At 69.0% G+C, this 23,612-nt stretch carries 25 protein-coding genes; 18 read left to right on the top strand and 7 right to left on the bottom strand.

The window, feature by feature from the left end; genetic code table 11:
* Nucleotides 1–37: 37 nt before the first annotated feature.
* The 8 genes from ybgC to SFC76_RS03315 all read left to right on the top strand — a co-directional run bounded on the left by ybgC (nt 38) and on the right by SFC76_RS03315 (nt 6,213).
* Nucleotides 38–496 (top strand): tol-pal system-associated acyl-CoA thioesterase, encoded by a 459-nt coding sequence (gene ybgC, locus SFC76_RS03350; RefSeq protein WP_322848088.1) that lies wholly within the window; start codon nt 38–40, stop codon nt 494–496.
* Nucleotides 493–1,185, top strand: a complete 693-nt coding sequence (tolQ, locus tag SFC76_RS03345; RefSeq protein WP_322848087.1) for a protein TolQ — start codon at nt 493–495, stop codon at nt 1,183–1,185. Before ybgC ends, tolQ begins: the two co-directional genes overlap by 4 nt.
* A 151-nt stretch (nt 1,186–1,336) precedes the next feature.
* Nucleotides 1,337–1,789: a protein TolR gene (gene tolR / locus SFC76_RS03340; RefSeq protein WP_322848086.1), complete on the top strand. Its 453-nt coding sequence runs from the start codon at nt 1,337–1,339 to the stop codon at nt 1,787–1,789.
* Complete coding sequence (locus SFC76_RS03335; RefSeq protein ID WP_322848085.1) at nt 1,789–2,811, top strand: cell envelope biogenesis protein TolA; 1,023 nt, start codon at nt 1,789–1,791, stop codon at nt 2,809–2,811. The genes tolR and SFC76_RS03335 overlap by 1 nt, the downstream gene beginning before the upstream one ends.
* Before the next feature lie 211 nt (nt 2,812–3,022).
* On the top strand, nt 3,023–4,399 hold the full coding sequence (tolB, locus tag SFC76_RS03330; RefSeq protein WP_322848084.1) for a Tol-Pal system beta propeller repeat protein TolB: 1,377 nt from the start codon (nt 3,023–3,025) through the stop codon (nt 4,397–4,399).
* A 47-nt stretch (nt 4,400–4,446) separates the two neighbouring features.
* Nucleotides 4,447–4,971: a peptidoglycan-associated lipoprotein Pal gene (pal, locus tag SFC76_RS03325; RefSeq protein WP_322848083.1), complete on the top strand. Its 525-nt coding sequence runs from the start codon at nt 4,447–4,449 to the stop codon at nt 4,969–4,971.
* A gap of 190 nt (nt 4,972–5,161) precedes the next feature.
* Nucleotides 5,162–5,992 carry an SPFH domain-containing protein gene (locus SFC76_RS03320; protein WP_322848082.1) on the top strand — a complete coding sequence of 277 codons (831 nt, stop codon included), beginning with the start codon at nt 5,162–5,164 and terminating at the stop codon, nt 5,990–5,992.
* A gap of 17 nt (nt 5,993–6,009) precedes the next feature.
* Nucleotides 6,010–6,213, top strand: a complete 204-nt coding sequence (locus SFC76_RS03315) for a toxin-antitoxin system HicB family antitoxin (protein WP_322848081.1) — start codon at nt 6,010–6,012, stop codon at nt 6,211–6,213.
* Nucleotides 6,214–6,327: 114 nt separating this feature from the next.
* On the opposite strand, the gene SFC76_RS03310 is transcribed toward SFC76_RS03315, so the two are convergent.
* From SFC76_RS03310 to SFC76_RS03300, 3 genes are read right to left on the bottom strand one after another with little or no spacing between them, the layout of a single operon-like run.
* Nucleotides 6,328–7,188: a S1/P1 nuclease gene (locus tag SFC76_RS03310; RefSeq protein ID WP_322848080.1), complete on the bottom strand. Its 861-nt coding sequence runs from the start codon at nt 7,186–7,188 to the stop codon at nt 6,328–6,330.
* Nucleotides 7,189–7,236: 48 nt separating this feature from the next.
* A complete protein-coding gene (locus tag SFC76_RS03305) occupies nt 7,237–8,166 on the bottom strand; it encodes an isoaspartyl peptidase/L-asparaginase (protein ID WP_322848079.1) in 930 nt (309 codons plus the stop codon).
* The gene (locus SFC76_RS03300; RefSeq protein ID WP_322848078.1) at nt 8,163–9,320 is read right to left on the bottom strand and encodes an acyltransferase family protein; all 1,158 of its coding nucleotides are present in this window, start codon (nt 9,318–9,320) and stop codon (nt 8,163–8,165) included. Before SFC76_RS03300 ends, SFC76_RS03305 begins: the two co-directional genes overlap by 4 nt.
* Before the next feature lie 65 nt (nt 9,321–9,385).
* On the opposite strand from SFC76_RS03300, the gene ispG reads away from it, so the two are divergent.
* The 5 genes from ispG to SFC76_RS03275 are packed head-to-tail and all read left to right on the top strand — an operon-like array spanning nt 9,386 to nt 12,592.
* The gene (gene ispG, locus SFC76_RS03295) at nt 9,386–10,522 is read left to right on the top strand and encodes a flavodoxin-dependent (E)-4-hydroxy-3-methylbut-2-enyl-diphosphate synthase (protein WP_322848077.1); all 1,137 of its coding nucleotides are present in this window, start codon (nt 9,386–9,388) and stop codon (nt 10,520–10,522) included.
* A 36-nt stretch (nt 10,523–10,558) separates the two neighbouring features.
* Entirely contained in the window at nt 10,559–10,855 is a 297-nt protein-coding gene (locus SFC76_RS03290; RefSeq protein WP_322848076.1) for an AbrB/MazE/SpoVT family DNA-binding domain-containing protein, read from the top strand.
* Nucleotides 10,852–11,229: a type II toxin-antitoxin system VapC family toxin gene (locus SFC76_RS03285; protein WP_322848075.1), complete on the top strand. Its 378-nt coding sequence runs from the start codon at nt 10,852–10,854 to the stop codon at nt 11,227–11,229. Before SFC76_RS03290 ends, SFC76_RS03285 begins: the two co-directional genes overlap by 4 nt.
* The gene (locus SFC76_RS03280) at nt 11,226–12,119 is read left to right on the top strand and encodes a DMT family transporter (protein WP_322848074.1); all 894 of its coding nucleotides are present in this window, start codon (nt 11,226–11,228) and stop codon (nt 12,117–12,119) included. The genes SFC76_RS03285 and SFC76_RS03280 overlap by 4 nt, the downstream gene beginning before the upstream one ends.
* Nucleotides 12,116–12,592, top strand: a complete 477-nt coding sequence (locus SFC76_RS03275; RefSeq protein WP_322848073.1) for a GNAT family N-acetyltransferase — start codon at nt 12,116–12,118, stop codon at nt 12,590–12,592. Before SFC76_RS03280 ends, SFC76_RS03275 begins: the two co-directional genes overlap by 4 nt.
* A 186-nt stretch (nt 12,593–12,778) precedes the next feature.
* Here the strand turns inward: SFC76_RS03275 and ppa are convergent, their stop codons facing one another.
* The 3 genes from ppa to SFC76_RS03260 all read right to left on the bottom strand — a co-directional run bounded on the left by ppa (nt 12,779) and on the right by SFC76_RS03260 (nt 16,030).
* The gene (ppa, locus tag SFC76_RS03270) at nt 12,779–13,357 is read right to left on the bottom strand and encodes an inorganic diphosphatase (protein WP_322848072.1); all 579 of its coding nucleotides are present in this window, start codon (nt 13,355–13,357) and stop codon (nt 12,779–12,781) included.
* A 32-nt stretch (nt 13,358–13,389) separates the two neighbouring features.
* Nucleotides 13,390–15,306 (bottom strand): M61 family metallopeptidase, encoded by a 1,917-nt coding sequence (locus SFC76_RS03265; protein WP_322848071.1) that lies wholly within the window; start codon nt 15,304–15,306, stop codon nt 13,390–13,392.
* A 67-nt stretch (nt 15,307–15,373) separates the two neighbouring features.
* Nucleotides 15,374–16,030: a DUF1345 domain-containing protein gene (locus SFC76_RS03260; protein ID WP_322848070.1), complete on the bottom strand. Its 657-nt coding sequence runs from the start codon at nt 16,028–16,030 to the stop codon at nt 15,374–15,376.
* A 49-nt stretch (nt 16,031–16,079) separates the two neighbouring features.
* Here SFC76_RS03260 and hisS point away from each other — a divergent pair, with 49 nt between their 5' ends.
* The 5 genes from hisS (at nt 16,080) to SFC76_RS03235 (ending at nt 21,811) form a co-directional block, all read left to right on the top strand.
* The gene (gene hisS, locus SFC76_RS03255; protein ID WP_322848069.1) at nt 16,080–17,327 is read left to right on the top strand and encodes a histidine--tRNA ligase; all 1,248 of its coding nucleotides are present in this window, start codon (nt 16,080–16,082) and stop codon (nt 17,325–17,327) included.
* A complete protein-coding gene (gene prfA, locus SFC76_RS03250) occupies nt 17,324–18,403 on the top strand; it encodes a peptide chain release factor 1 (protein ID WP_322848068.1) in 1,080 nt (359 codons plus the stop codon). The genes hisS and prfA overlap by 4 nt, the downstream gene beginning before the upstream one ends.
* Nucleotides 18,404–19,095: 692 nt before the next feature.
* Nucleotides 19,096–19,911, top strand: coding sequence for a peptide chain release factor N(5)-glutamine methyltransferase (gene prmC / locus SFC76_RS03245; protein ID WP_322848619.1), 816 nt, complete (start codon nt 19,096–19,098; stop codon nt 19,909–19,911).
* Between the two features lie 308 nt (nt 19,912–20,219).
* Complete coding sequence (locus SFC76_RS03240; RefSeq protein ID WP_322848067.1) at nt 20,220–21,233, top strand: DUF4167 domain-containing protein; 1,014 nt, start codon at nt 20,220–20,222, stop codon at nt 21,231–21,233.
* Nucleotides 21,234–21,382: 149 nt separating this feature from the next.
* Complete coding sequence (locus tag SFC76_RS03235; RefSeq protein ID WP_322848066.1) at nt 21,383–21,811, top strand: CBS domain-containing protein; 429 nt, start codon at nt 21,383–21,385, stop codon at nt 21,809–21,811.
* On the opposite strand, the gene SFC76_RS03230 is transcribed toward SFC76_RS03235, so the two are convergent.
* Entirely contained in the window at nt 21,812–23,296 is a 1,485-nt protein-coding gene (locus SFC76_RS03230) for a lipopolysaccharide biosynthesis protein (protein ID WP_322848065.1), read from the bottom strand.
* Between the last annotated feature and the right edge of the window lie 316 nt (nt 23,297–23,612).

Raw genomic sequence — 23,612 nt, 5'->3', positions numbered from 1 at the left:
TTCCCCATGCGCGCAGGTTCGGTTAACGCCGGCCGTGATGAGGGACGAGGACCAGCCGCAGGCAGGACGCTTCTTGGGAGCCGAGCATCGCTTCGCGGTGCGCGTCTACTTCGAGGACACCGACCTGTCCGGCGTCGTCTACCACGCCAATTATCTGCGCTATATGGAGCGCGCACGTTCCGACATGCTGCGCCTCGCCGGCATCGACCAGCGCGCCACGCACGAGGCGGGCGAGGGCGCCTATGCGGTCGCCGATCTGGCCATCCGCTATCGCGCGCCGGCGCGGCTCGACGATGCGTTGCTCGTCGTCAGCCGGGTGATGCAGGTGCGCGCCGCCGGCGTCGTCATTCATCAAACAGTCAGGCGCGGTTCGCTTGTCTTGGCGGAGGCCGAGGTCACGGTGGCGCTGGTCGCGCCGTCGGGGCGGCCGAAGCGTCAACCGGCCGCCTGGACGGATATCTACCAAAGCCTGATCTGGCAGGGGACCAACTCATGAATCCGGTGTTCAACATGGATGCGGCGACGCTGTCGCCCGTCGCGCTCTTCCTCCAGGCCGATCTCGTGGTGAAGTTCGTGATGGCCGGGCTGCTGCTCGCCAGCATCTGGACCTGGGCGCTGATCATCGCCTTCTGGCGGCGGCTCGGCCGCATCCGCAAGGGCATGGCCGGGTTCGAACGCGATTTCTGGAAGGCGGAGGATATCGACGCCTTCTACAAGGCGGAGGCGGACAAGGATCTGCCCTCGGCGCGGGTGTTCGTCGCCGGCGTCAAGGAATGGCGCCGCTCGACCGCGGGCGGCGCGATCGACAAGGGCGGCACGCGCGAGCGGCTGGCGACGGCGATGGGTGCGGCGGCGGCGCTGGAGATCGACAATATCTCCGACCGGCTCAACATCCTCGCGACGATCGGCTCGGTGGCGCCGTTCGTCGGGCTGTTCGGTACGGTCTGGGGCATCATGCGCAGCTTCACGGGCATCGCGCAGGCGCAGAATTCCTCGCTGGCGGTGGTCGCGCCGGGCATCGCCGAGGCGCTGTTCGCGACCGCGATCGGCCTGTTCGCGGCGATCCCCGCGGTGATCGCCTACAATCGCTTCAGCCACGGCGTGAACCGAATCGAGGCGGCGCTGAACCGTTTCGCCGACGGCTTCCACACGACGCTGTCGCGCCAGCTGGACAGCGGCCGATGAGCGCGGCGAACGCATTCCTCCCCGGCACGGGGAGGTGGCGCCGCGGAGCGGTGACGGAGGGGGGGCTCCCCGAGCGGTGCGCTGCGGGGAAGCCCCCCTCCACCACGCCGCGATGCGGCGCGGTCCCCCTCCCCGTACCGGGGAGGAATCGATGAGCATGAATCTCCCCTCCAACCGGGGTCGCGGGCGGCGTGCGCCGGTGGCGGACATCAACGTCACGCCGCTGGTCGACGTGATGCTGGTGCTGCTGATCATCTTCATGGTCACCGCGCCGCTGCTCACCGCGGGCGTGCCGGTCAATCTGCCCGACAGCCGCGCCAAGGCGCTCGATCAGGACCAGAAGCCGGTGCAGCTCTCGCTCGACGCGAGCGGCAAGCTCTTCCTCGACGACGAGGAGATCGGCGAGGCGGCGCTGCCGCAGCGGCTCGAACAGATCGCCGCGGTGCAGGCGGGCGGGCAGCCGCCGCAGATCTTCCTGCGCGCCGACCGCGCGCTCGATTACGGGCGGGTGATGCGGGTGATGGGCGAACTCAACCGCGCCGGGCTCAACCGCGTCTCGCTGCTGACCGTCGAAGGCGCCGGCGCGGGCGGAAGCGCGCGCTGATGGATCGCGCGGAGAAGGTCGGACTGGGCGTCGCGGTCGTCGGGCATATCGTGCTCTTCGGCCTGCTGTCGGTCGGCTTCCTCGCGACTCCCAATCCGCAGAAGCTCGCGCAGACCCCGATGGAGGTCAGCCTGGTCAAGGACGTCGCGCTCGAGGCGACCGCGCCGCAGGCGGTGACGCCGCCGGCGCAGTCGGTCGCGCCCGAGGAAGGCGAACCGGAAGACGCCGCGCCGCCGCCCGAGCCCGCCGCCGAACCGGCGCCCGAGCCCGAACCCGCGCCGCCGGCACCGCAGCCCAAGCCCGCACCTGCCAAGCCGACCCCGCTCAAGCCCGCGCCGCCGAAGCCGGCCCCCGCGCCGGCGCCCAAGCCCGCGCCGGTCAAGCCGCAGCCCAGGCCGAAGCCGGCGGCGGAAGCCCCGGCCAAGCCGTCGCCCAAACCCGCCCCCGCGAAACAGCCGGCCAAGCCCGCGCCCGCCGCGCCCGCCAAGACCGCGAGCAAGGCGCCGTCCGCGCCGGCGAAGACTACGGGCAAGCCGTCGAGCGCGTCCAAGCCGGCGGCGGCGAAGGGATCGGGCAGCAGCGAGACCGCGAAGACCGCCAAGCCGCGCGGCTCGCGCCTCGGCTCGGACTTCCTTGCCGGGCTGACCAGCGATCCCTCGCCGAGCAAATCGACCGCGCCGCGCGCCGCCAAGATCGACGGCCGCGCGATGGCCTCTATCGTCCAGGCGATCGCGCGCCAGATCCAGCCCTGCGCCGACCGGCAGGTCAATCCGGGGCCGGGCGCGAACGAGATCGTCACGACGCTCAACCTGCGCCTCAACGAGGACGGCACGCTCGCCGCGACGCCGCGGATGGTCCGCCAGTCCGGCGTCACCGACGAGAACGAACGCTACAAGCAGCGCGTCGTCGATCTCGGCGTGGCGGCGTTCAAGGGCTGCGCGCCGCTCAAATTGCCGGCCGAATATTATTCGACGCCGTCGGGCGGGTGGAACAACATCAACTTCCAGTGGAAGCTGCAGTGATGGTTATCCCCGTTCGTGCCGAGCTTGTCGAAGCACCGGCGCGCCATTGCACCCGTGCTCATGGGGGACACTTTCTTCGACCGGCTGCGGGCGAACGGAGGTTGGGGATCGGCACCGTCCCCCCGCCACCCGTCACCCCGGAACAAGTCCGGGGTGAGGGCAAGTTTGTGCTAAGCGGTATCCATATCGCTGACGAAAAGGGTTTGAGGTCATGATCCGGTCGTTGCTCATCGCGCTCAGCGTCACCACCGCCGTCCCGGCGCTCGCGCAGGATGCGCCCGCACCCGCGCCGCAGCAGCAGCCGGCGCCCCCCGCCGGACAGGAGGCCGCACCGCTCGAAGTGTCGGTCACCGGCGGCGTTTCCGCGCCGATGCCGATCGCGATCCCGGCGATGCCGACCGCGCAGGTCGTCTCGACCCCGGCGGGGCCGACCGACGTGCTCGGCCGCCAGATGGCCGACATCATCGCCAACGACCTCAAGAATTCCGGCCTGTTCACGCCGCTCGGCGCCGGCCAGCTCCGCCCCGTCGGCTTTCAGGAGGTCAACGCCCCCGCCTTCGATTATTGGGGCGGCACCGGCGCGCAGGCCTTGGTGCAGGGCTTCGTCCGCGCCACCGGCGACGGCAATCTGACGATCGGCTGCTATCTCTACGACGTCTCGTCCAAGGTCGAGCTGACCCGCTCGGGCTTCGTCGTCTCGCCGTCCGACTGGCGTCGCGCCGGGCACAAATGCGCCGACATGGTCTATGCGCGGCTTACCGGCGAAGGCCCGTATTTCGACAGCCGCGTCGTCTACGTCTCGGAGACCGGGCCGAAGGGCAAGCGCATCAAGCGGCTCGCGATCATGGATCAGGACGGCGCCAACCACCGCTTCCTGACCAACGGCCAGTCGATCGTGCTGACGCCGCGCTTCGCGCCGAACCAGCAGTCGATCGTCTATATGAGCTACGAGAACGACAAGCCGTCGATCTACGTCTACGATCTCGGCTCGGGCCGGCCGCGCCGCGTCGTCCAGAATGCCGCGCTGACCTTCGCGCCGCGCTTCTCGCCCGACGGCCGCTGGATCCTGTTCTCGATGGCGCAGGGCGGCAACACCGACATCTACCGCGTCTCCGCGCAGGGCGGCACGCCGCAGCGGCTGACCAGCTCGCCCGGCATCGACACCGGCGGCAGCTATTCGCCCGACGGCGCGCGCATCGTCTTCGAAAGCGATCGTTCGGGCGGCCAGCAGATCTACGTCATGAACGCCGATGGATCGGGCCAGCAGCGGATCAGCTTCGGTGGCGGCCGCTATGCGACGCCGGTGTGGAGCCCGCGCGGCGATCTGATCGCCTTCACCAAATTGGGTGGCGCGTTCCGCATCGGAACGATGTCGCCCTCGGGCGGCGCCGAGAAGATCCTTACCGGCGGGCAGGACGAGGGGCCGAGCTGGTCGCCCAACGGCCGCGTCATCACCTTCTACCGCAGCGGCCAGGGCAGCGGCGGCAAGGCCGATCTGTGGATGGTCGACCTCACCGGGCAGGTCGAGCGCAAGATCCCGACGCCGCTCGACGGCTCGGATCCGGCATGGGGACCGCTGCGGCCGTAACGCACGGGTTTCGGGGCGAAACGAACTTACTCACGGGAGATACGACGATGGCCAAACTGACCACCACGCTACTGACCGCAGCCGCGCTCGCCTCGCTCGGCGCCTGCGCGCACAAGCCCAAGCAGCTGCCGCCGCCGCCGGTCGACAGCAACGCCGGCCTCAACACGCCGCCGCCCGCCACCGCCGGCAACGGCGACGGCGCGATCACGCCGGGCTCGGACGCCGACTTCCGCCGGTCGGTCAGCTCGAACACCGTCCTGTTCGGCCTCGACCAGAGCGACATCGATGCGGAGGCGCGCGCGATCCTCGACAGCCAGGCGACGTGGCTGCAGCGCTATCCGCAGGTCCGCGCGACGGTCGAAGGCCATGCCGACGAGCGCGGCACCCGCGAATACAATCTCGCGCTGGGCGACCGGCGTGCGAATGCCGCGAAGAACTATCTCGTCGCCAAGGGCATCGACCCCTCGCGCCTGACCACGATCAGCTACGGCAAGGAACGCCCGGTCGCGCTGGGTTCGGACGAGGCGAGCTGGGCGCAGAACCGCCGCTCGGTGACGGTGGTGCTGAACTAGGCCACGTCCGTCATCCCGGCATATGCCGGGATGACGGTCGGGGGCGATCCGCGTGACCCCTTCAAATCCCTTGCATCGTCTGAAATCCGATATAAATGTGATATCACATTAAATGGAGGACAGGGTGGTGGAACAGGGGAGTCTCACACGGTCACAGGAACGCCGCGCGCATACGACGAGCGGCTATCCGATGCTCGCCATTGGGGCGGTGCTGGTGGTGATCGGCGCCGTCGCGATCTGGCGACTGGCGAACGACCTCGCGGCGCCGATCCTTGCGGTGGTACCGCTTGCCTGCGCAGTCGGTGCGGCGTTCATCGCTGCGGGCTTCTACATGCTGCAACCCAATCAGGCGGCGGCGGTCACCCTGTTCGGCAGCTATACCGGTACCGATCGCGTATCGGGCCTGCGCTGGGTGCTGCCCTGGTTGATGTGGCGCACGATTTCGGTGCGCGCCAACAACGTCATTTCCGACAAGATCAAGGTCAACGACCTGCGGGGCAATCCGATCGAGATGGCGGCGCAGGTCGTCTGGCGCGTCACCGATACCGCGCAGGCGCTGTTCGACGTCGATGATTACAAGGCGTTCGTGATGGTTCAGATCGAGGCGGCGGTGCGGACGATTGGCTCGCGCTACCCTTATGACGATTACGAGCATCAGGAGGTGACGCTGCGCGGCAATCACGATCAGGTCGGCGCCGAGCTGCGCACCGAGTTGATCGCGCGGCTGCTGGTGGCGGGGATCACCGTCGACGAATGCGGCTTCACGCACCTCGCCTATGCGCAGGAGATCGCGGGCGCGATGCTGCGCCGGCAACAGGCGCAGGCGGTGGTCGCGGCGCGCACGACGCTGGTCGAGGGCGCGGTCGGGATGGTCGAGCTGGCGCTGGCGCAATTGTCGGCGAAGAACGTCGTCGAACTCGACGACGAGCGACGCGCGGCGATGGTATCGAACCTGATGGTGGTGCTGTGCGGCGAGCGCGACACGCAGCCCGTGGTCAACGCCGGCTCGCTGTACCAATAGCGACCGGCGGCGAACGTATGGCGGCACCCCCCAAAAAGGCGTTTCCCTTGCGCCTCGATCCCGCGCTCTATGCAGCGATCGAGCGGGCGGCGGCGGGCGACCTGCGCAGCGTCAATGCGCAGGTCGAATGCCTGCTGCGGGAGGCGCTGGCGAAACGCGGGGTGAAACTCGATGCGCCCGAACCGGTGAAACGCGGCCGGCCGCCGAAGGACACGAGTTAATTCCTTCTCCCTTGCGGGGCAGGGCTATCGCATATGGCTGCGGTAGACTTGGACGACGACGGGCTCGCACGAGCGTCCATATGCGAGAGCCCTCCCTTGCGGAGGAGGATCTGCTCAGCCCAGCGCCTGATCGAGCAGCTTCGCCAGCCGCAGGCCGCCGCGTTCCACTTCCAGCCGGGCGACGGGGACGATCTGTTCGATCGTCGCCTCGTCGAGCGTCACCTTCGCGGGCGACGGCGCGCAGGGATCGCCTTGCAGGGCGGACGTGTAGACGACGTCGTGCGCGACCTGCCACGATTCGCGGCTCCAGTCGGTCACCGTGCCCGCCGCGATCCGCCGCTTTTCCGCCGCGGGATAGCGCCTCACAAGTGACGGGCCGCTGGTGATCGCGCGCTCGGCAAGCGTGCCGTCCCACACCGAATGGAGGTTGAACCGCTTGGGGCCGTAGCTGCCATAGACCGCGGCGACGTCGTTGCCGCCCTTGTCGTTCTTCTCGCCGGCGTGCAGCGGCTGGTGCAGGTCGCCGACGAAATGGATCAGGAACACCAGCGCCTGCGCGCGTTCTTTCGCGGGCGCACGCTTGTTCTTGAGGATGGCGACGTCGCGGGTGATCTGCGCGGAGACGCAATTGCCGTCCTTGCACGCCTCTTCCAGCGTGAACGGCTGGCAGATGTTCACGTCCTGGAAGTGCCAATTGTACGCATAGCCGAAGCGCGACTTGCCGTCCGGCCCCTTGAGCGGCTTGACGCAATCGGCCCAGGTGCTCGCGCCCTCGATCGTCGTCGCCGGGCATTCGGGCGTGTCGAGCCGCGGCGTCTCGGCGAGCAATCTGCGGATCGCCGCCTGCGTGTGCGGCGTGACATTGGCGTAAGCGATCCTGGCGATCGTCTGATGCCCGAACTCCCAATAGGCCTGCGCCGGCGCGGCGAACAGCAAGGCCGGCAGCGCGGCGGCGACAAAAGGAAGGATTTTCATGGAGCTGGCCCTTAGCGGCTCACCGCGCCCGCTCCAATGAAAAGCCCGTCATTCGTCGCCGTAGACCGCCACCTCGCGCAGGCCCGCCGCGGTGGCGCGGGCGCGGTACATGCCCGGCGTGGTGAAGCTCCACACCGCCTCGCCGCCCGGTGCGGTGACGATGACGCCGCCGGTGCCGCCGAGCGCGCGCACCTCCGCCATCACCGCGTCGGCGGCGGCCTGCGGCGTCTCGCCCGACAGGCGGATGCGCGCGCCGATCTCGTGGCCGACGCCGACGCGGATGAAGAATTCGCCCGAGCCGGTGCAGGAGATCGCCGCGGAGCGATCGTCGGCATAGGTGCCCGCGCCGATCAGCGGCGAATCGCCGATCCGGCCCCAGCGCTTGCCGGTGACGCCGCCGGTCGAGGTCGCCGCGGCGAGATGCCCCGCGGCATCGCGCGCCACCGCGCCGACGGTGCCGTATTTCATGTCGATGTCGAAGGCGTCGGCATTGCGTGCGAGCAATTCGTCGAGCTGGCGGCGGCGTTCGTCGGTGGCGAACCATGCCGGGTCCTGCGCGGCGATCCCCTGGTCGCGGGCGAAGCGTTCGGCGCCGTCGCCGCTGAGCAGCACGTGCGGGCTCGCCTCCATCACGCGGCGGGCGAGGCCGACCGGCGAGCGCGTCGCGGTGAGGCCCGCCACCGCGCCGGCGGCGCGGGTGCGGCCGTCCATGATCGCCGCGTCGAGCTCGATCGTGCCTTCGCGGGTAAAGGCGGCGCCGCGGCCGGCGTTGAAATGCGGGTCTTCCTCCAGCACGCGCACCGCCGCCTCGACCGCGTCGAGCGCGCCGCCGCCGGCGGACAGGATGGCGCCGCCGGTGTCGAGCGCGAGCGCGAGCGCGGCACGGACGCCGCGGTCCTGCGCCGCGGTGAGGCGATGGCGCTCGATCGATCCGGCGCCGCCGTGGAGGACGAGCGACCAGTCGGGCGTATCTGTCATGATGCAGCCTTATGTGTGGGATGGGGCAGGGGCCGCAGCCCGATCAGCGGCCGCAGCGGCGCGATCCGCCGCCCGACCAGATAGAAACCGAGGCAGCCGAGGATCGTCGCGGCGATCAGCAGCGCGAACTCGACGCCGCCGGACAGGCCGGCCGGGATCAGCCAATACGCGACGACGACGATGATCGTCTGGTGGACGAGATAGAAGGGGAAGACCGCTTCCGTAAGTAGAGGGCGCCAGCGTGCATCGCGGTTCCAATGGCGTTCGGCGAAACCGACCAGCGCGAGGATCGTCCCCCATTGCTGCACCGCATGCGCCGCGCCGTAGAGCGGATAGAGCCAGCGCGGCGCATCGCCGTTCAGCCCCAGCTCGACCGCGAGGATGAAGCCATAGCCGAGCACGCCCATCGCCGCGCCGGTGCAGCGCCAACGCACGCAGGCCGCGAGCACCGGCGCCGACCCCGCCAGCGCGAAGCCGAACAGGAAGGCGGGGAGATAGATGAGGTGCGCTATCGCATCGGTGAACGGGTTCTGCGTCTCATAGCCCATCGGGAACCACCAGCCATGGATGCACACCAGCCATAAGGTCGGCACGACCGGCAGCATCGGCCCGGCGAACAGCCGGTCGAACGTCGCCTGCAAGCCGCGCCAGCGGACCAGCGGCACCAGCAACGCGAGCACGACGGTATAGAGCCACAGGTACAGCACGAACCACAGATGGTTGAGCGCCGGCAGCACGATCCCGCCGAGCGTGCCGAAGCGGAAGTAATCATGGCGCCAGAAGGCGAGGAAGCCGCCGGCATAGCCATGCTGCGTGACCAGTTCGACCCAGGATTGCGGCGGCACCACCAAGGCGACGCCGAAGGCGAGCGGCACGAGCAGCCGCAGCGTCCGCTGGCGCAGGAAGCCGCCGACCCCCGGCGCGCGGGTCAGCAGCGCGCGGCTCGCATAGCCCGAGACGACGAACAACAGGCTCAGCCGCCACGCATTGACCGCGAGCATCGGCAGCACCGCCCAGGCGGCGCCATGCACGCTCTTGGCGTGGAAGCCCCACGGCACGAAGACCATGCCGACATGATAGACGATCAGGATCGCGAAGGCGGCGACGCGCAGCCAGTCGAGGCCGTAATGGCGGGGGATCGGGTCGCGCGGCATCGTAAGTGGATATCGCCCTACACCAGCGCCTTTGAACCGCAACCCGGCTGCTGTATATAGGGGGTATGTCCTTACGTCCGTGGCGCGATATCGTCCGCCGTCCGAGCCGCCAGATCATGGTCGGCAACGTTCCCGTGGGTGGCGACGCCCCGGTCACCGTGCAGACGATGACCAATACGCCGACGCCCGATATCCGTGCGACGCTCGACCAGATCCGGCGGTGCGAGGAGGCGGGGGTCGACATCATCCGCGTCTCCTGTCCCGACGTCGAATCGACCGCGGCGCTGAAACAGATCGTGCGCGGCTCGAACGTGCCGATCGTCGCCGACATCCATTTCCACTATAAGCGCGCGCTGGAAGCCGCCGATGCCGGCGCGGCCTGCCTGCGGATCAACCCGGGCAATATCGGCAGCAGCGAGCGCGTCGCCGAGGTGGTGCGCGCCGCCAAGGCCAATGGCTGTTCGATCCGCATCGGCGTCAACGGCGGCAGCCTTGAGAAGGACCTGCTCGAAAAATACGGCGAGCCGTGCCCGGACGCGTTGGTGGAAAGCGCGCTCGATCATATCAAGCTGCTCCAGGACCACGACTTCCACGAATATAAGGTGGCGGTGAAGGCATCCGACCTGTTCCTCGCGGTCGCCGCCTACCAGCAGCTCGCCGAGGCGGTGGATTGCCCGCTGCACCTCGGCATCACCGAGGCGGGCGGCTTCGTCGGCGGCACGGTCAAGTCGGCGATCGGCATCGGCAGCCTGCTCTGGTACGGGATCGGCGACACGATCCGCGTCTCACTCTCGGCGGAGCCCGAGGACGAGGTGCGCGTCGGGTTCGAGATGCTGAAGGCGCTCGGTATCCGCAACCGCGGCGTGCGCGTGGTGAGCTGCCCGAGCTGTTCGCGACAGGGGTTCGACGTGATCCGCACCGTGCAGGCGCTGGAGGAGCGGCTCCAGCATATCCGCACGCCGATGAGCCTCTCCGTGCTCGGCTGCGTCGTCAACGGCCCGGGCGAGGCGCGCGAGACCGACATCGGCATCACTGGCGGCGGCAACGGCAAGCATATGGTCTATCTGTCGGGCGTCACCGACCATCACGTCCAGGATGCGGGGATGATCGACCATATCGTCCGGCTGGTCGAGGCCAAAGCCGCGGAGATCGAGGCGGCGCAGGTGGAGGCGCAGGCGCCGCAGGTCGTGGCTGCGGAATAGGTCCTGTGTTACATGCCGGGTATCAGGAGACTCGGCATGACCCAACAGGCCAAGGTTATCGATGGCGGCAAGGTCGTCATCCCCGCGAACATCCGTCGAGAACTCGACATCAAGCGCGGCGACTCGCTCGTTGTCGAGCGCGATGCGGCAGGTGCGATCATCCTGAAGACCTATGCGCAGGTGGTCCGCGAGGCGCAGCAGCGGTTCCGTGACATGCGCGGTGCCGACGGGGCGGGTGGAAGCAGCGTGGTCGACGAACTCATCGCCGATCGCCGCGACGAGGCGCGCCGCGAGGCTGCCCGGGACGAGGCTTGGCAGGCGCGCCAGCGGTGACGGTCGTCGATGCTTCGGCGGTGCTGGCCCTGATCTTCGAAGAGCCCGGCAGTGCGATGGTATTGGCGCAGTGTCGCGGTGCGCTGTTCAGCGCGGTCAATCTCGATGAAATCCTGCACAAGGTCGCACGCCACGGACTCGATCCAGCGGCGGTCGAGGAGCAACTGACCAAATTGCAGATCATCGTCGTGCCGTTCGATGCCGGTCAGGCACGGGTTTCCGCTGCCTTGCATCCGCGGGTGCACGGCACCGACACGTCCTTTGCGGATCGCGCATGCCTTTCGCTCGCTCTGGCGACAGGGGGTGCCGTACTGACCGCGGACACGAAGTGGCGCACGCTGGGTCTGGATCTCGACATCCGCCTGATCCGATGAGGCGCGAGGTCCCTCCGCTCGCCGCCTTCGCCGTCGCGGCGGCCGGCATCGCCGTCTATTCGGCGATGGATGCGCTGATGAAGGGGCTGTCGATCGCGAGCGGCGCCTATGCGGCGGTGCTGTGGCGGTCGCTCGCCGGGGTCGCGCTGCTCTTGCCGATCTTCCTCGCGCGACGGATGCGCTGGCCCACGGCGAAGGCGCTGCGGCTGCATGCCGCGCGCGGGGCGACCGGCGGCGCGTCGGTGTTGCTGTTCTTCTGGGGACTGGCGCGCGTGCCGATGGCACAGGGCGTCGCGCTCACCTTCCTCGCGCCGCTGATCGCCTTGTTCCTCGCCGGGCTGACGCTGGGCGAACGCATCCGCCGCGCCGCGATCGGCGGGTCGCTCGTCGCCAGCCTCGGCGTGCTGATCATCGCCGCCGGGCAGGTGCAGGCGCATGCCTCCGATGCGGTGGTGATGGGCAGCGTCGCGATCCTCGCCGCCTCGGTGATCTATGCGGTCAGCCTGATCCTGCTGCGCCAGCAGGCGCAGGCCGCCGATCCGCTCGAAGTGGCGCTGTTCACCAGCGTCGTGCTGAGCGGCCTGCTGCTGTTCGCCGCGCCGTGGTTCGGCGTCCTGCCGACGAGCGATCAGCTGCCCGTCGTGTTCGGTGCGGCGGCGCTCGGCTCGGTCTCTGCGGTCGCGCTCGCCTGGGCCTATGGCCGTGCCGAGGCGCAGGTGCTGGCGCCGACCGAATATACCGCCTTCGTCTGGTCGGCGCTGTTCGGCTGGCTGGCCTTCGCCGAGCGCGTCTCGCCCTACACGGTGGCCGGCGCGCTGTTCATCATCGCCGGCTGCCTCGTCGCGATCCGCAAGCCCGTGCCCGGTCCGCAAACGGAAGCCGCCTTATGATCCGCCCCGCCACGCCCGCCGACATCGCCGTCATCCTGCGCTTCATCCGCGAGCTCGCCGCGTTCGAGCGCGAACCCGATGCGGTGGAGGCGACGGAGGCGACGCTGCACGAGGCGCTGTTCGGCGCGCAGCCGGCGGCGGAGGCGGTGATCGCCGAGGATGCCACCGGGCCGCTCGGCTTTGCGGTGTTCTTCCACAATTTCTCGACCTGGGCGGGGCGGCGCGGCCTGTATCTGGAGGATCTGTACGTCACGCCCGATGCGCGGGGAAAGGGCGTCGGCGGTGCCCTCCTGCGTCATCTCGCCGCGCTGGCGGTGGCGCGGGGCTGTGCGCGCTTCGAATGGTCGGTGCTCGACTGGAACGCCGATGCCATCGCCGTCTACCGCCGGATGGGCGCGGTGGGGATGGAGGAATGGACGATCCAGCGGGTCAGCGGCGATGCGCTGCGGCGGCTGGCGGAAAGCGGGGACTGATGCGAGGCGCCCTGCGGCCGCGTCGGTCGATCGGCCTCGACGATTGTTCGGGCTGGCCTGTCGAAGCCTCATGCTCGCGATCGTAAACCACCCTTAGACAAGCTCGGGGCGAACGGTCGCAAGGTGGTACGGGTCGCCCCCTCGGGGGGCAGGTCGGGGCGCGACCGCTGGCGCGCCCCGTATCCCTCAGTCGCGGCCGGGGACGTCGTATTCGTGCGGCTCTTCGCCCTGCGCCTTGGCCTCGTCGTAGCGTTCGATCGCCTCGCGGACGATGCGGCGCGCCTCGTCGCGGTCGCCCCAGGTGCCGACGCGCACCCACTTCTTCTTCTCCAGGTCCTTATAGTGCGTGAAGAAATGCTCGATCTGCTCGAACACGATCTCCGGCACATCGGCGCGGCCGCCGACGTTCGAATAATACGGGAAGACCTCGTCGACGGGGACGCAGACGAGCTTCTCGTCGCCGCCGGCCTCGTCCTCGAGGTTGAGCACCGCGATCGGCCGGGCGCGCACGACGCAGCCGGGGATGAACGGCGAGCGCGCGATCACCAGCGCGTCGAGCGGGTCGCCGTCGGGCGACAGCGTGTGCGGCACGAAGCCGTAATTGGCCGGATAGCGCATCGGCGTGTGCAGGATGCGATCGACGAACAGCGCGCCCGACGCCTTGTCGAATTCGTACTTCACCGGCTCGCCGCCGGTCGGCACTTCGATGATGACGTTGAGGTCGTCGGGCGGGTTCTTGCCGACCGGAATGAGATCAATACGCATGCATGTCCTTCACAATTCTTGGCCGCCGCCCCTCAGCGCGGCGCCAACAGCTTGTCGAGCCCGGTTTCGCCCGTGCCGGTCTTCTGCAAGCGCGGATACCGCGGGCCGCCGTGATAGTCGATGGCGACTTCGCGGTAACGTGGCCCATTCTTGAGCAATAATCGGATCGGTTGCTTCGACGTCTGGGCATTGACGATCGCTGCTTTGATCGCATCGCCGCTATACGCGCTGTCATTCACTGCCTGGATCACCGTGCCGACGTCGATTCCCGCCTTGAACGCCGGCGAATCCCAGATCGTCTGCGCAACTTCGCCGTCCTTGCCGATCGACAGGCCGATCGAATAGGTCACGTTGACCGTGCCGCTCTTCTCGGCGTTGGTGAAATATTTGGTCGGCTCCGGCCCGTAGACCAAAGTGTAGCCGTTCATCGCGAAGCCGGCGACCGGCGCGGGCTGGCCCGTCTCGGTGATCCGCTTGCGCAGGAAACCGGCCCAGTCATAGGGCTGGATCGCGTTGAGCGTCGCGGCGACGTCCTCGAAGCGATAGGTCAGCTCGCCCCAGTCGCCGTCGCGCACGCCGAAGAAGGCGCGGGCGAAATCGTCGATCGACTTGGTCCCGCCCGATTGCTGGCGGAGCATCGCGTCGACCTCCATCCAGATCATCAGCCCCTCGTTGTAATAATCCTCCGATCGCTGCCAGCTCGTCCAGCCCTTGGGCCGGCGGGCCGAGATCACCGGATCGTTGGTGGTGTCGACCATGCTGCGCCACTGGCGCGCGGGCGCGAGATCGTAGCTGCCGGCGATGCCGGCATAAGCGTCGAGCGTATCCTGCTTGCTGACCAGGCCGGAGCGCGCCTGCAGCACATAGCCCCAGAATTGCGTCTGCCCCTCGTAGACCCAGAGCAGCGAGCCGCGCATCGGCGTGCGATAATCGGGCGTCCACAGGTCGGCGCCGCGGCGGAACTTGCCGTCCCAGCTATGCGTGAATTCGTGCGGCAGCAGGTTGCGCGCCGCGACGTTGCTGTCCCATTCGGTGAAATAGGTCGGGCGCGAGCCGTTTTCCGAACTGCGATGATGTTCGAGGCCGATGCCGCCGAGCTGGTCGGAGAGCGACAGCAGGAATTCGTAATGATCGTAATGCTGCGCGCCGAAGGTCTTCACCGCCTGTTCGACCAGCCGCTTGTGCGCGTCGATCTGTTCGGGCTTGGCGGCGAGCAGTTCGGGCGAATCGGCGAAGACGTTGAGCTTGACCCGGTCGCTGAGCGGCCAGGTCTTGCCGTAGCGGCCGGCGAGCATCGGCGAATCGACCAGCACCTCGTAATTGGTCTTGTCATAGGCGTAGGTCGAACCCGCCACCTTGGCGGGCACCGCGCCGGCGGCGGTCCAGCCGGTCGGGAATTTGACCGTCATCTGGATCGGGATCTGGCGGGTGAAATAGCCGGCCGGATAGAGGCTGACCGAATTGGGCTGCAGGCTGATGAGGTTGGGCGTCACCGCGATACGGCCCTGGTCGGGCTTGGTCGCCGACAGGAACTGGAATTCGACGTCGAGCGTGCGCACGCCCGCGGGCACGTCGATGTGGAAGGCGAAGACGTCGACCGGATCGCGCGTCCACGGCAGGATGCGGCCGTTGCCGCGGATCACCAGCCCGGCGAGCTTCTCGATCTCGCCGCGCGGCGAGTGCGCGCCGGGCAGCCATTTGGGGAACAGCAGCGCCATCGCGCCCGCCTTGGCGACGGGGATGCTCTCCTTGACGCGGAAGATGCCGCGTTCGGTGTCGGTCGCGTCGACCTCGACCTTCAGCGTGCCGGGATAGGGCACGTCGCGCGGCGCGGGGATCGTGTCGACGAAGGGCGACGGCTGCGGCGCGCTGTTGCCGGCGGGGACCTGCGCCAGGGCCGGCGCGGCGGCGGACAGGAAGAGGGACGCGACGACGAGCTTGCGGATCATGGAGGGCTTTCGGCGAAAGAATGTTGCGGCATTGTGTAAGCGGGCGAAAGGTCACCCGTCCAGTCCTTTACCCGCCGCCGCCGCCCAATACGTTGACGGTGAACGCCACCACGCCGAGGTTGAACACGAACGCGGCGAGCGTATGGCCCAGCACCACCCGCCGGATCCGCCGCGAGCCGATCTGCACGTCCGAGGTCTGGAAGGTCATGCCCAGCGTCGCGCTGAAATAGAGGAAGTCCCAGTAATCGGGCTCCTTGCAATCGGGGAAGTCGAGTCCGCCCTCGTCCTTCCCGTCCTCGCGCGCGCTGTAGAACAGATGCGCGTAATGCATCGCATAGACCATGTTGACGAACAGCCAGGCGAGCACCAGCGTCGCGATCACCAGAGCGATCGCATAGGCATCGTTGCGCCCCTTCAACTCGCCGGCGACCGCGGCCAGGATCACCACCATCGTCGCCGCGGTGATCGCGAGCAGCGCGGCGCGATTGGCGTCGTTGTCGCGCGCAGAGCGCCGCATCCGTGCCGCCTCGCCGTGGCGGAACAGCGTCGAGACCGCGACGAGGAACACGATCGCCGCGATGTCGAACGCCGCCATCAGTCCGCGGCTGCGGCCGAGCAGGGGAATCAGCCCGGCCAGCGCCGCGACGAACACGACGGCGAACAGCGCGAAACGCGGTGGGGCGATGCGGCTGCCGATACCCCAATAAGCCTGTCGATCGGTCATGTCAGGGTGCTAGCGCTTGCGAGCCGCCTCGCCTAGATAGCGCCCGCATATGGCCCGTATCGAAACGCCGCGCCGGGTGCGCGGAACCCAGGACATCTTCGGCGACGACCAGCGCCGTTTCGCCCATGTGCTCGCGACGTTCGAGCGCGTGCGGCGGCTCTATTGCTTCGGCCGCGTCGACCTGCCCGTCTTCGAGGCGACCGAGGTGTTCGCGCGCTCGATCGGCGAGACGACCGACGTCGTGTCGAAGGAGATGTACACCTTCCCCGATCGCGGCGGCGATTCGCTGACGCTGCGCCCGGAATTCACCGCAGGGATCGCGCGCGCCTTCCTGACCGAGGGCTGGCAGCAATATGCGCCGCTCAAGATCACGACGAGCGGCGCGGTGTTCCGCTACGAGCGCCCGCAGAAGGGCCGCTATCGCCAGTTCCACCAGATCGACGCCGAGATACTCGGTGCCGCCGAGCCGGCGGCGGATGTCGAATTGCTGGTGATGGCCGACCAGTTGCTGCGCGAACTGGGCATCGCCGACGGCGTGACGTTGCAGCTCAACACCTTGGGCGATGCCGAGACGCGCGAGGCGTGGCGCGCCGGTCTGGTCGCGCATTTCGAGGCGCATCGCGGCGAGCTGTCCGAGGACAGCCTGACCCGGCTCGACAAGAATCCGATGCGCATCCTCGATTCGAAGGACCCGCGCGACCGGCCGATCGCCGACGCCGCGCCCGACATCGACGCCTATCTCACCGACGAGGCGCGCGCCTTCTTCGACGCGGTCACCGCGGGGCTCGACGCGGCGGGCGTGGCGTGGACGCGCAACGCCCGGCTGGTGCGCGGTCTCGATTATTATCGCCACACCGCGTTCGAATTCGTCACCGACCGGCTCGGCGCGCAGGGCACGGTGCTCGCGGGCGGCCGCTACGACGGGCTGGTCGAGAGCCTCGGGGGCGCGCCGACCCCCGGCGTCGGCTGGGCGGCGGGGGTCGAGCGGCTGGCGATGCTGCTCGACGAGCCGGCGACAGGCCCGACGGCGGTTGCCGTGATCGCCGAGGCGGCGGAGTTCGAGACGGATGTTGTCGAAAAGGTCGCCAAGCTTCGTCGGGCCGGCATCGTGGCAGAAGGCTATGTGACGGGAAACCCTAAGAAACGCTATGACCGTGCGGCAAAGGCAAAGCCTACGGCAATCCTTTCGCTAGGCCGGCGCGATGGCATGCCGTCAACGAGCTGGCGCAATCTGACCCTGTCGGACGTCGAGCAGGATGCTGTTCGTGCGGCGCTCTCGCCGTTTGATTTCGCGTGACCACCATCTCCCCCGAACGGATCGCGCAGATCGAGGCGCGGCGTGACGAATTGCAGGCGCTGATGGCGACCGGCGACCTGCCGTCCGATCGCTTCGTCGCGGTGTCGAAGGAATATGCCGAGCTCGAACCCGTCGCGCAGGCGGCCGGCGAGGTGCGCCGCCTGCGTCAGGAGGCCGACAGCCTCGCTTATATGGCGGAGGATACCGGCGACGAGGAATTGCGGCTGATGGCCGCCGAGGAGCTGCGCGACAATCGCGCCGCGCTCGACGCCGCCGACCGCCGGCTCGCGCTCGCGCTGCTGCCCCGCGACGCCGCCGACGCGCGCGCCGCGATGCTCGAAATCCGCGCCGGCACCGGCGGCGACGAGGCGGCGCTGTTCGCCGGCGATCTGTTCCGCATGTACCAGCGCTATGCCGAGCGGCAGGGCTGGCGCGTCGAGCTGATCAGCGGCTCGTCGTCGGATGCGGGCGGGTTCAAGGAAGTCGTCGCCTCGGTCACCGGCACCGGCGTGTTCGCCCGGCTGAAGTTCGAAGCGGGAGTCCACCGCGTCCAGCGCGTCCCCGCCACCGAGGCGGGCGGCCGCATCCACACCTCGGCGGCGACCGTCGCGGTGCTGCCCGAGGCGGAGGACGTCGACGTCCGCATCGACGAGGCGAAGGACCTGCGCATCGACGTCTATCGCTCGTCCGGCCCCGGCGGCCAGTCGGTCAACACCACCGACAGCGCGGTCCGCATCACCCATCTGCCCACCGGCCTCGTCGTCATCCAGCAGGACGAGAAGTCGCAGCACAAGAACAAGGCCAAGGCGCTGAAAGTCCTGCGCACCCGGCTCTACGAGGCGGAGCGCGAGCGGCTGGCGAGCGAGCGTTCCGGCACGCGGCGCGCGATGGTCGGTTCGGGCGACCGGTCGGAGCGCATCCGCACCTATAATTTCCCGCAGGGCCGGGTGACCGACCACCGCATCAACCTGACGCTCCACCGCCTGCCCGAAATCCTCGAAGGCGAGATGGACGAACTGATCGGCGCGCTGATCGCGCAGGACGAGGCGGAGCGGCTGGCATCGCTCGACGGGTGAGGGCGGGGCGCTGCGGACGCCCTTCGTCATCCCGGCGGAAGCCGGGACGCATGGACATTGTGCCGGCAGCCTGGGCGCGCGCCATCGGCCGCCCGTATCCATGGGTCCCGGCGTGCGCCGGGATGACGAAGGAGGGAGCGTGACGCTTGTGGCTAGCCCCTGCTCCGTCCCGACGCCCAACGCCGTCCACCCGTCGCACGGCCCCGCCAAGGCCACCACGCGCCTCGCTTCGTCACCCCCCGCACCCTTATCGTCATCCCGGCGCACGCCGGGACCCATGGACACGATGTCGTTCGCGTGGATGCGCGCCGTCAGCCGCCCCCGTCCACCGCTCACCGCCCCGCCAAGCAGCCGGCCAACGTATCGCGCGTATCGCGCGCGCCCACACCTTCCACTGTCATCCCCGCGCAGGCGCAGATCCATACCCGCTGCCGCCGCGCATCCATCGCTACCGTCAGCGTTTATGGATCCCCGCCTGCGCGGGGATGACGATCAGAGCGGGGCTGCCGACGCCCGTCATGCCGGCGGCGCGCCCAGCGCACCCTATTCGTCATCCCGGCGCACGCCGGGACCCATGGACACGATGCCGCCGGGGATGCGCGCCGCCGCCCGCCCGCAACCCTGGCGCCCCGCCGGTGCCGGTATGACGAACGAGAGCGCATGACGTCGTGACCACCCCCGACCCCGCCCCGATGCGCGCCGCCCTCGCCGAGGCCACCGAGCGCTTCGCTTTCTCCCCCACCGCACGGCTCGATGCCGAGCTGCTGATGGCGCACGCGCTCGGCATCGATCGCAACCGGCTGCTGCTCGACATGGCGCACCCCGTCCCGCCCGCCTTCGCCGCGCTGGTCGACCGCCGCGCCGCGCACGAGCCGGTCGCCTATATCACCGGCACGCGCGGCTTCTGGACGATCGACCTCGCCGTCGGTCCCGGCGCGCTGGTGCCGCGCCCCGACAGCGAGACGCTGCTGATCGCCGCCGCCGCCCATTTCGGCGGCGAGGCGCCCGCAACGATCCTCGATCTCGGCACCGGCCCGGGCACGCTGCTGCTCGCCGCGCTCGACGAATGGCCGGCGCGCGGCCTCGGCATCGACCGCTCGGCCGCGGCGCTCGATTACGCCCGCCGCAATGCGGCGCGGCTCGGCATGGCGGACCGCGCCCGTTTCCTCCGCGGCGATTGGGCCGCCGCGCTCGACGCCCGCTTCGACCTCGTCCTCGCCAATCCGCCCTATATCGGCACCGGCGAAACCCTCCCCGACGAGGTCCGCGCGCACGAACCCGCCGGCGCCCTGTTCGCCGGTGCCGACGGCCTCGACGACTATCGCGTCCTCGCCCGGCAATTGCCGCGGCTCATCGCGCCAAGTGGCTGTGCCGCGGTGGAAATCGGCCATACCCAGGCGCAATCGGTCGCCGCTTTGTTCGCTCGCGAGGGGCTGGCCAGCCATATCCACCGCGATCTCGGCGGGCGCGACCGCTGCCTGCTCGTCCGTCCGGCGCCGCGGGGTTGAAAGAAGCGTGGCCGGCCCTCATATTTCGCTTGTCGGACCTGCCTCACGCCAGCTATTGGTCGGGCCGGGGCACGCAGCATCAGCATTGGCAGGTTGATCGGCACGCGGTGACCCGCATCCTTCGTCATGTCGCCACCGACTATCGGTGGCCGTGGCAGGCTCGAGCGGCGCTTATGGCACGCGGCGACCCGGAAGGGCGCTTTGTTCGGCTGGCGGATGCCGGGTCGGGCAGGTCGATGCGGGATTGGCCGCGATCGACCGGATTGGTTTTCCAGGGACCATTTATACTCTGATCATGGGACAGTAGCTTGATCAACAATCGGCAGCAGAACGGCCGCCGTCGCGGTCGTGGCGGTAACAATGGTGGCAATAACGGTCCCCGTCAGGGTGGCCAGGGTCGACCCGACAACGGCAACCGCATCGACAGCCGCGCACGCGGCAACGCGAACCAGTTGTTCGAAAAGTACAAAAATCTCGCCGGCGAGGCACAGCGCCAGGGCGATCGGGTCACCACCGAATATTACCTCCAGTTCGCGGATCATTATTTCCGCGTGATCGCCGACCAGCGCGGCCGGTTCGAGGACAATAGCCAGCCCAAGCGCCAGCAGCCGTTCGATCTCAACGACGACGACGATTACGGCGACGAGGGCGAACCGATCCGCGCCGGCGAGCAGGACGGCAACGACCAGCGCGACCAGCAGGGTCAGGCGCGCGGCGACCAGCAGCGCGACGACCGCGGCAATCGCGACGACCGGCCGCAGCGCCAGGCGCGTCAGTGGGAAGACCGCGGCAACCGCGACGACCGTGGCCAGCGCGACGGCAACCGCGACGCCGGCCGGGATGCCAATCGCGACGATCGCCCGCAGCAGCGCGAGGAGCGCGCCATGCGCGACGATCGCCCGCAGCAGCAGCGCGAGGATCGCCCGCAGCGCGAGGATCGCGTCCGTCGTCCCCGCTTCGAGGCGGCCGAACAGCCGGTCGAGGTCGCCGGCCAGCGCCGCGCCGACCCGCTCGCCGAGGGCGAGAATCTGCAGGAGCGGACCGAAGCGGTGCTCGAGGCGGATTCGCCGGTGCTCGCACCGCGTCCGCGCCGGGGCCGTCCGCGCCGTGACGCGCAGGCGGACGCCGCACCGGAGGCCAGCGCCGTTCCCGAGGCGGCGCCCGCACCGGTCGCCGAGGCGCCGGAGAGCAACGGCGTCGACGCCGATCGTCTGCCGCCGTCGCTCAACATCTCGGCCGCCAACGATGCCGGCGACGAAGCGCCCAAGCCGCGTCGCCGCCGCGTCCGCACCCCCGCCGCGGACGTTCCCGCCGCGGAGTGAGCGCGTCGCGCTGAGCTGATTGGAAGGCCGGTTCCGCGAGGAGCCGGCCTTCGTCATGTCCGCGCTTTGCCAAGTCGCTGCAAACGTGGTCTCCTGTCCGGCAACCGCCATCCGCATCGTACGGAGTCGGAACGAAGGAGAGGAATGGCATGACGATCGCGGCAATCCTGCGCGACAAGGGCGGCGACGTGGTCTCGCTGCCGCGCGATGCGACGCTGGGGCAGGCGGTGGCGCTGCTCGCCGAACGCCGGATCGGTGCGGTTCCAGTGATCGACGACGGCAGCGTCGTCGGCATCGTCTCCGAACGCGACGTCGTCTATTCGCTTGCTGCGCATGGCGTCGCGGCGCTCGATCTCGCGCTCGACGGGGTGATGACCCAGCCGGTGCAGCAGGTCGCGCCGGGCGAGCCGGTGATCGGCGCCCTGTCGCTGATGACCCGGCGGCGCATCCGCCATCTGCCGGTGGTCGAGGGCGCGCGGCTGGTCGGCTTCGTCTCGATCGGCGATCTCGTCAAATACCGCATCGACCGGATCGAGGCGGAAGCCGCGGCGATGCGCGACTATATCCAGGGCGGCTGATCAGGCCGCCGGCAGCGGCCGTTTGCGGACGAGCGCGATCAGCTCGCGGATCGTGCCGCGCGCGAACAGCGCCAGCCACGCGCCATAAGTGGCGGCGCCGACCGCGACGAGCGCCGCCAGCCGCGGCGGCGGCGGCAGCGCCGGCAGCAGCCGGTCGACCAGCGTCACCACCAGCGCCATGCCGATCGCGGCGACCGCCGCCGGCGCGATCGCGCCGATGAGGTCGCGTCCGCGCGCGCCGATCACCGGCAGCGACCGCCGGCTGCTGGCGAGCAGATAGAGCGGATAGGCGGCGATCCAGCTCCAGCCGAGCCCGACCGGTCCCCAATGCACGCCGACGAGGAAGGCGAGGCCGAGCAGCACCGCACCGACCGCGCCGTTGCGCGCGCCGATCCCCGGCCGGCCGCGCGCGTCGCAGGCGGGGGCATAGAGCACTTGCAGCGTCATGAACGGCATCGCCAGCGCGATCAGCCGCACCACCGGCGCCACCTCCGCCCATTTGGCATCGAGCATCGTCAGCACCAGCGGCTCCGCGGTCGCCGCAAGACCGAGGTAGAAGGGCAATGCCAGCACCATGATGACGCGCACCGCGCGCACGAAGGCGCGGGCCACCGCACCCTCGTCATGCTGGATCCGCGCATAGGCGCTGAACGCCACCTCGTTGAGCGGCGGCACGAATTTGGAGACGAAGATCTGCGCCAGGAACAGCGCGGTGGTGTAGATGCCGAGCTGGTGCGGGTCGAACCGGCGCCCGCCGATGAAGACGTCGATCTGGCTCTGCAGGAACCAGAAGAACTGCCCCGCCGCCATCATCCCGCCATAGCGCGCGAGATGCCCGGCGCCGCGAAAGTCGAAGCTCGGCCAGATCAGCGACCGCGCGCCCCAGGTCAGCATGACCGCACGGACCGCATAGAGCGCGATCGGCGCCCAGACGAGCGTCCACACCCCCCATCCGGCCCAGGCCCCGCCTAAGGCTGCGCCGGCACCGGCGAGCGAGGCGGCGAGATTGGCCGCCGCCTGCTTGCGGAACTCCATCGCCCGGCTGAGCAGCGCATAAGGCAGAGCGGCAAAGGGGGTGATCAGATAGATCAGCGCCTGGACGCGCAGAAGCGCGGCGACCTCCGGCTGCCGGTAATATGCCGCGGCGAGCGGTGCGAGGCAGAGTTGCGCGACGGCGAGCACGCCGTTCAGCGCGATCAACATCCCGAACAATTGCCGCACCTGACGCGGCGAAACGTCGTCCCGCTGGATCAATCCACTCGCCAGCCCATAGCCGTTGAGCATGTTCAGGAAAACAAGAACCACCCCCGTCATCGCGTAGAGGCCGTAGTCGCGCGGATCGAGGATGCGGATCACCAGGAAGGTCGCCGCCCATTGCACCATCTGCGCGCCGATCTGGCTTCCCGAGCGCCAGATCACGGCACGGCGCACCTGATTGCCGAACGATTCGGCCGATTCTGCGCGGGGCGAGGGGGTGATTGCCATGACGTAGCGGTAGAGACCCTGCTCTTCACATCTCGTAAACCCTCGAAAATCCGGGACTTGAAGTTTTGTGACAGGAAAAATGCAAAAAGCGTTTGACGGCCCGGAACACCCCGCCTAGAGGGACGTCACCGCAGCGACGGGCCACACGGTTCGCTTCTACGGTCACCGAAAATCAGGCGCTGGTGTCGCCCTCCCAAAAAGAGGGTTGGACGAAGCGTCGGTTTTTGTCGGCTCTTTGACATTGTTAGTTAGATGAAGGGACATGTGGGCGGCGGCTTGCGGTGTTTTGGCGTTATCAAGGCGTCGGGACATCGTT

This window comes from Sphingomonas sp. CD22 (genome assembly GCF_034556155.1).
Classification (GTDB): Bacteria; Pseudomonadota; Alphaproteobacteria; order Sphingomonadales; family Sphingomonadaceae; genus Sphingomonas.
This window is presented reverse-complemented; position numbering and strand designations above follow the sequence as displayed.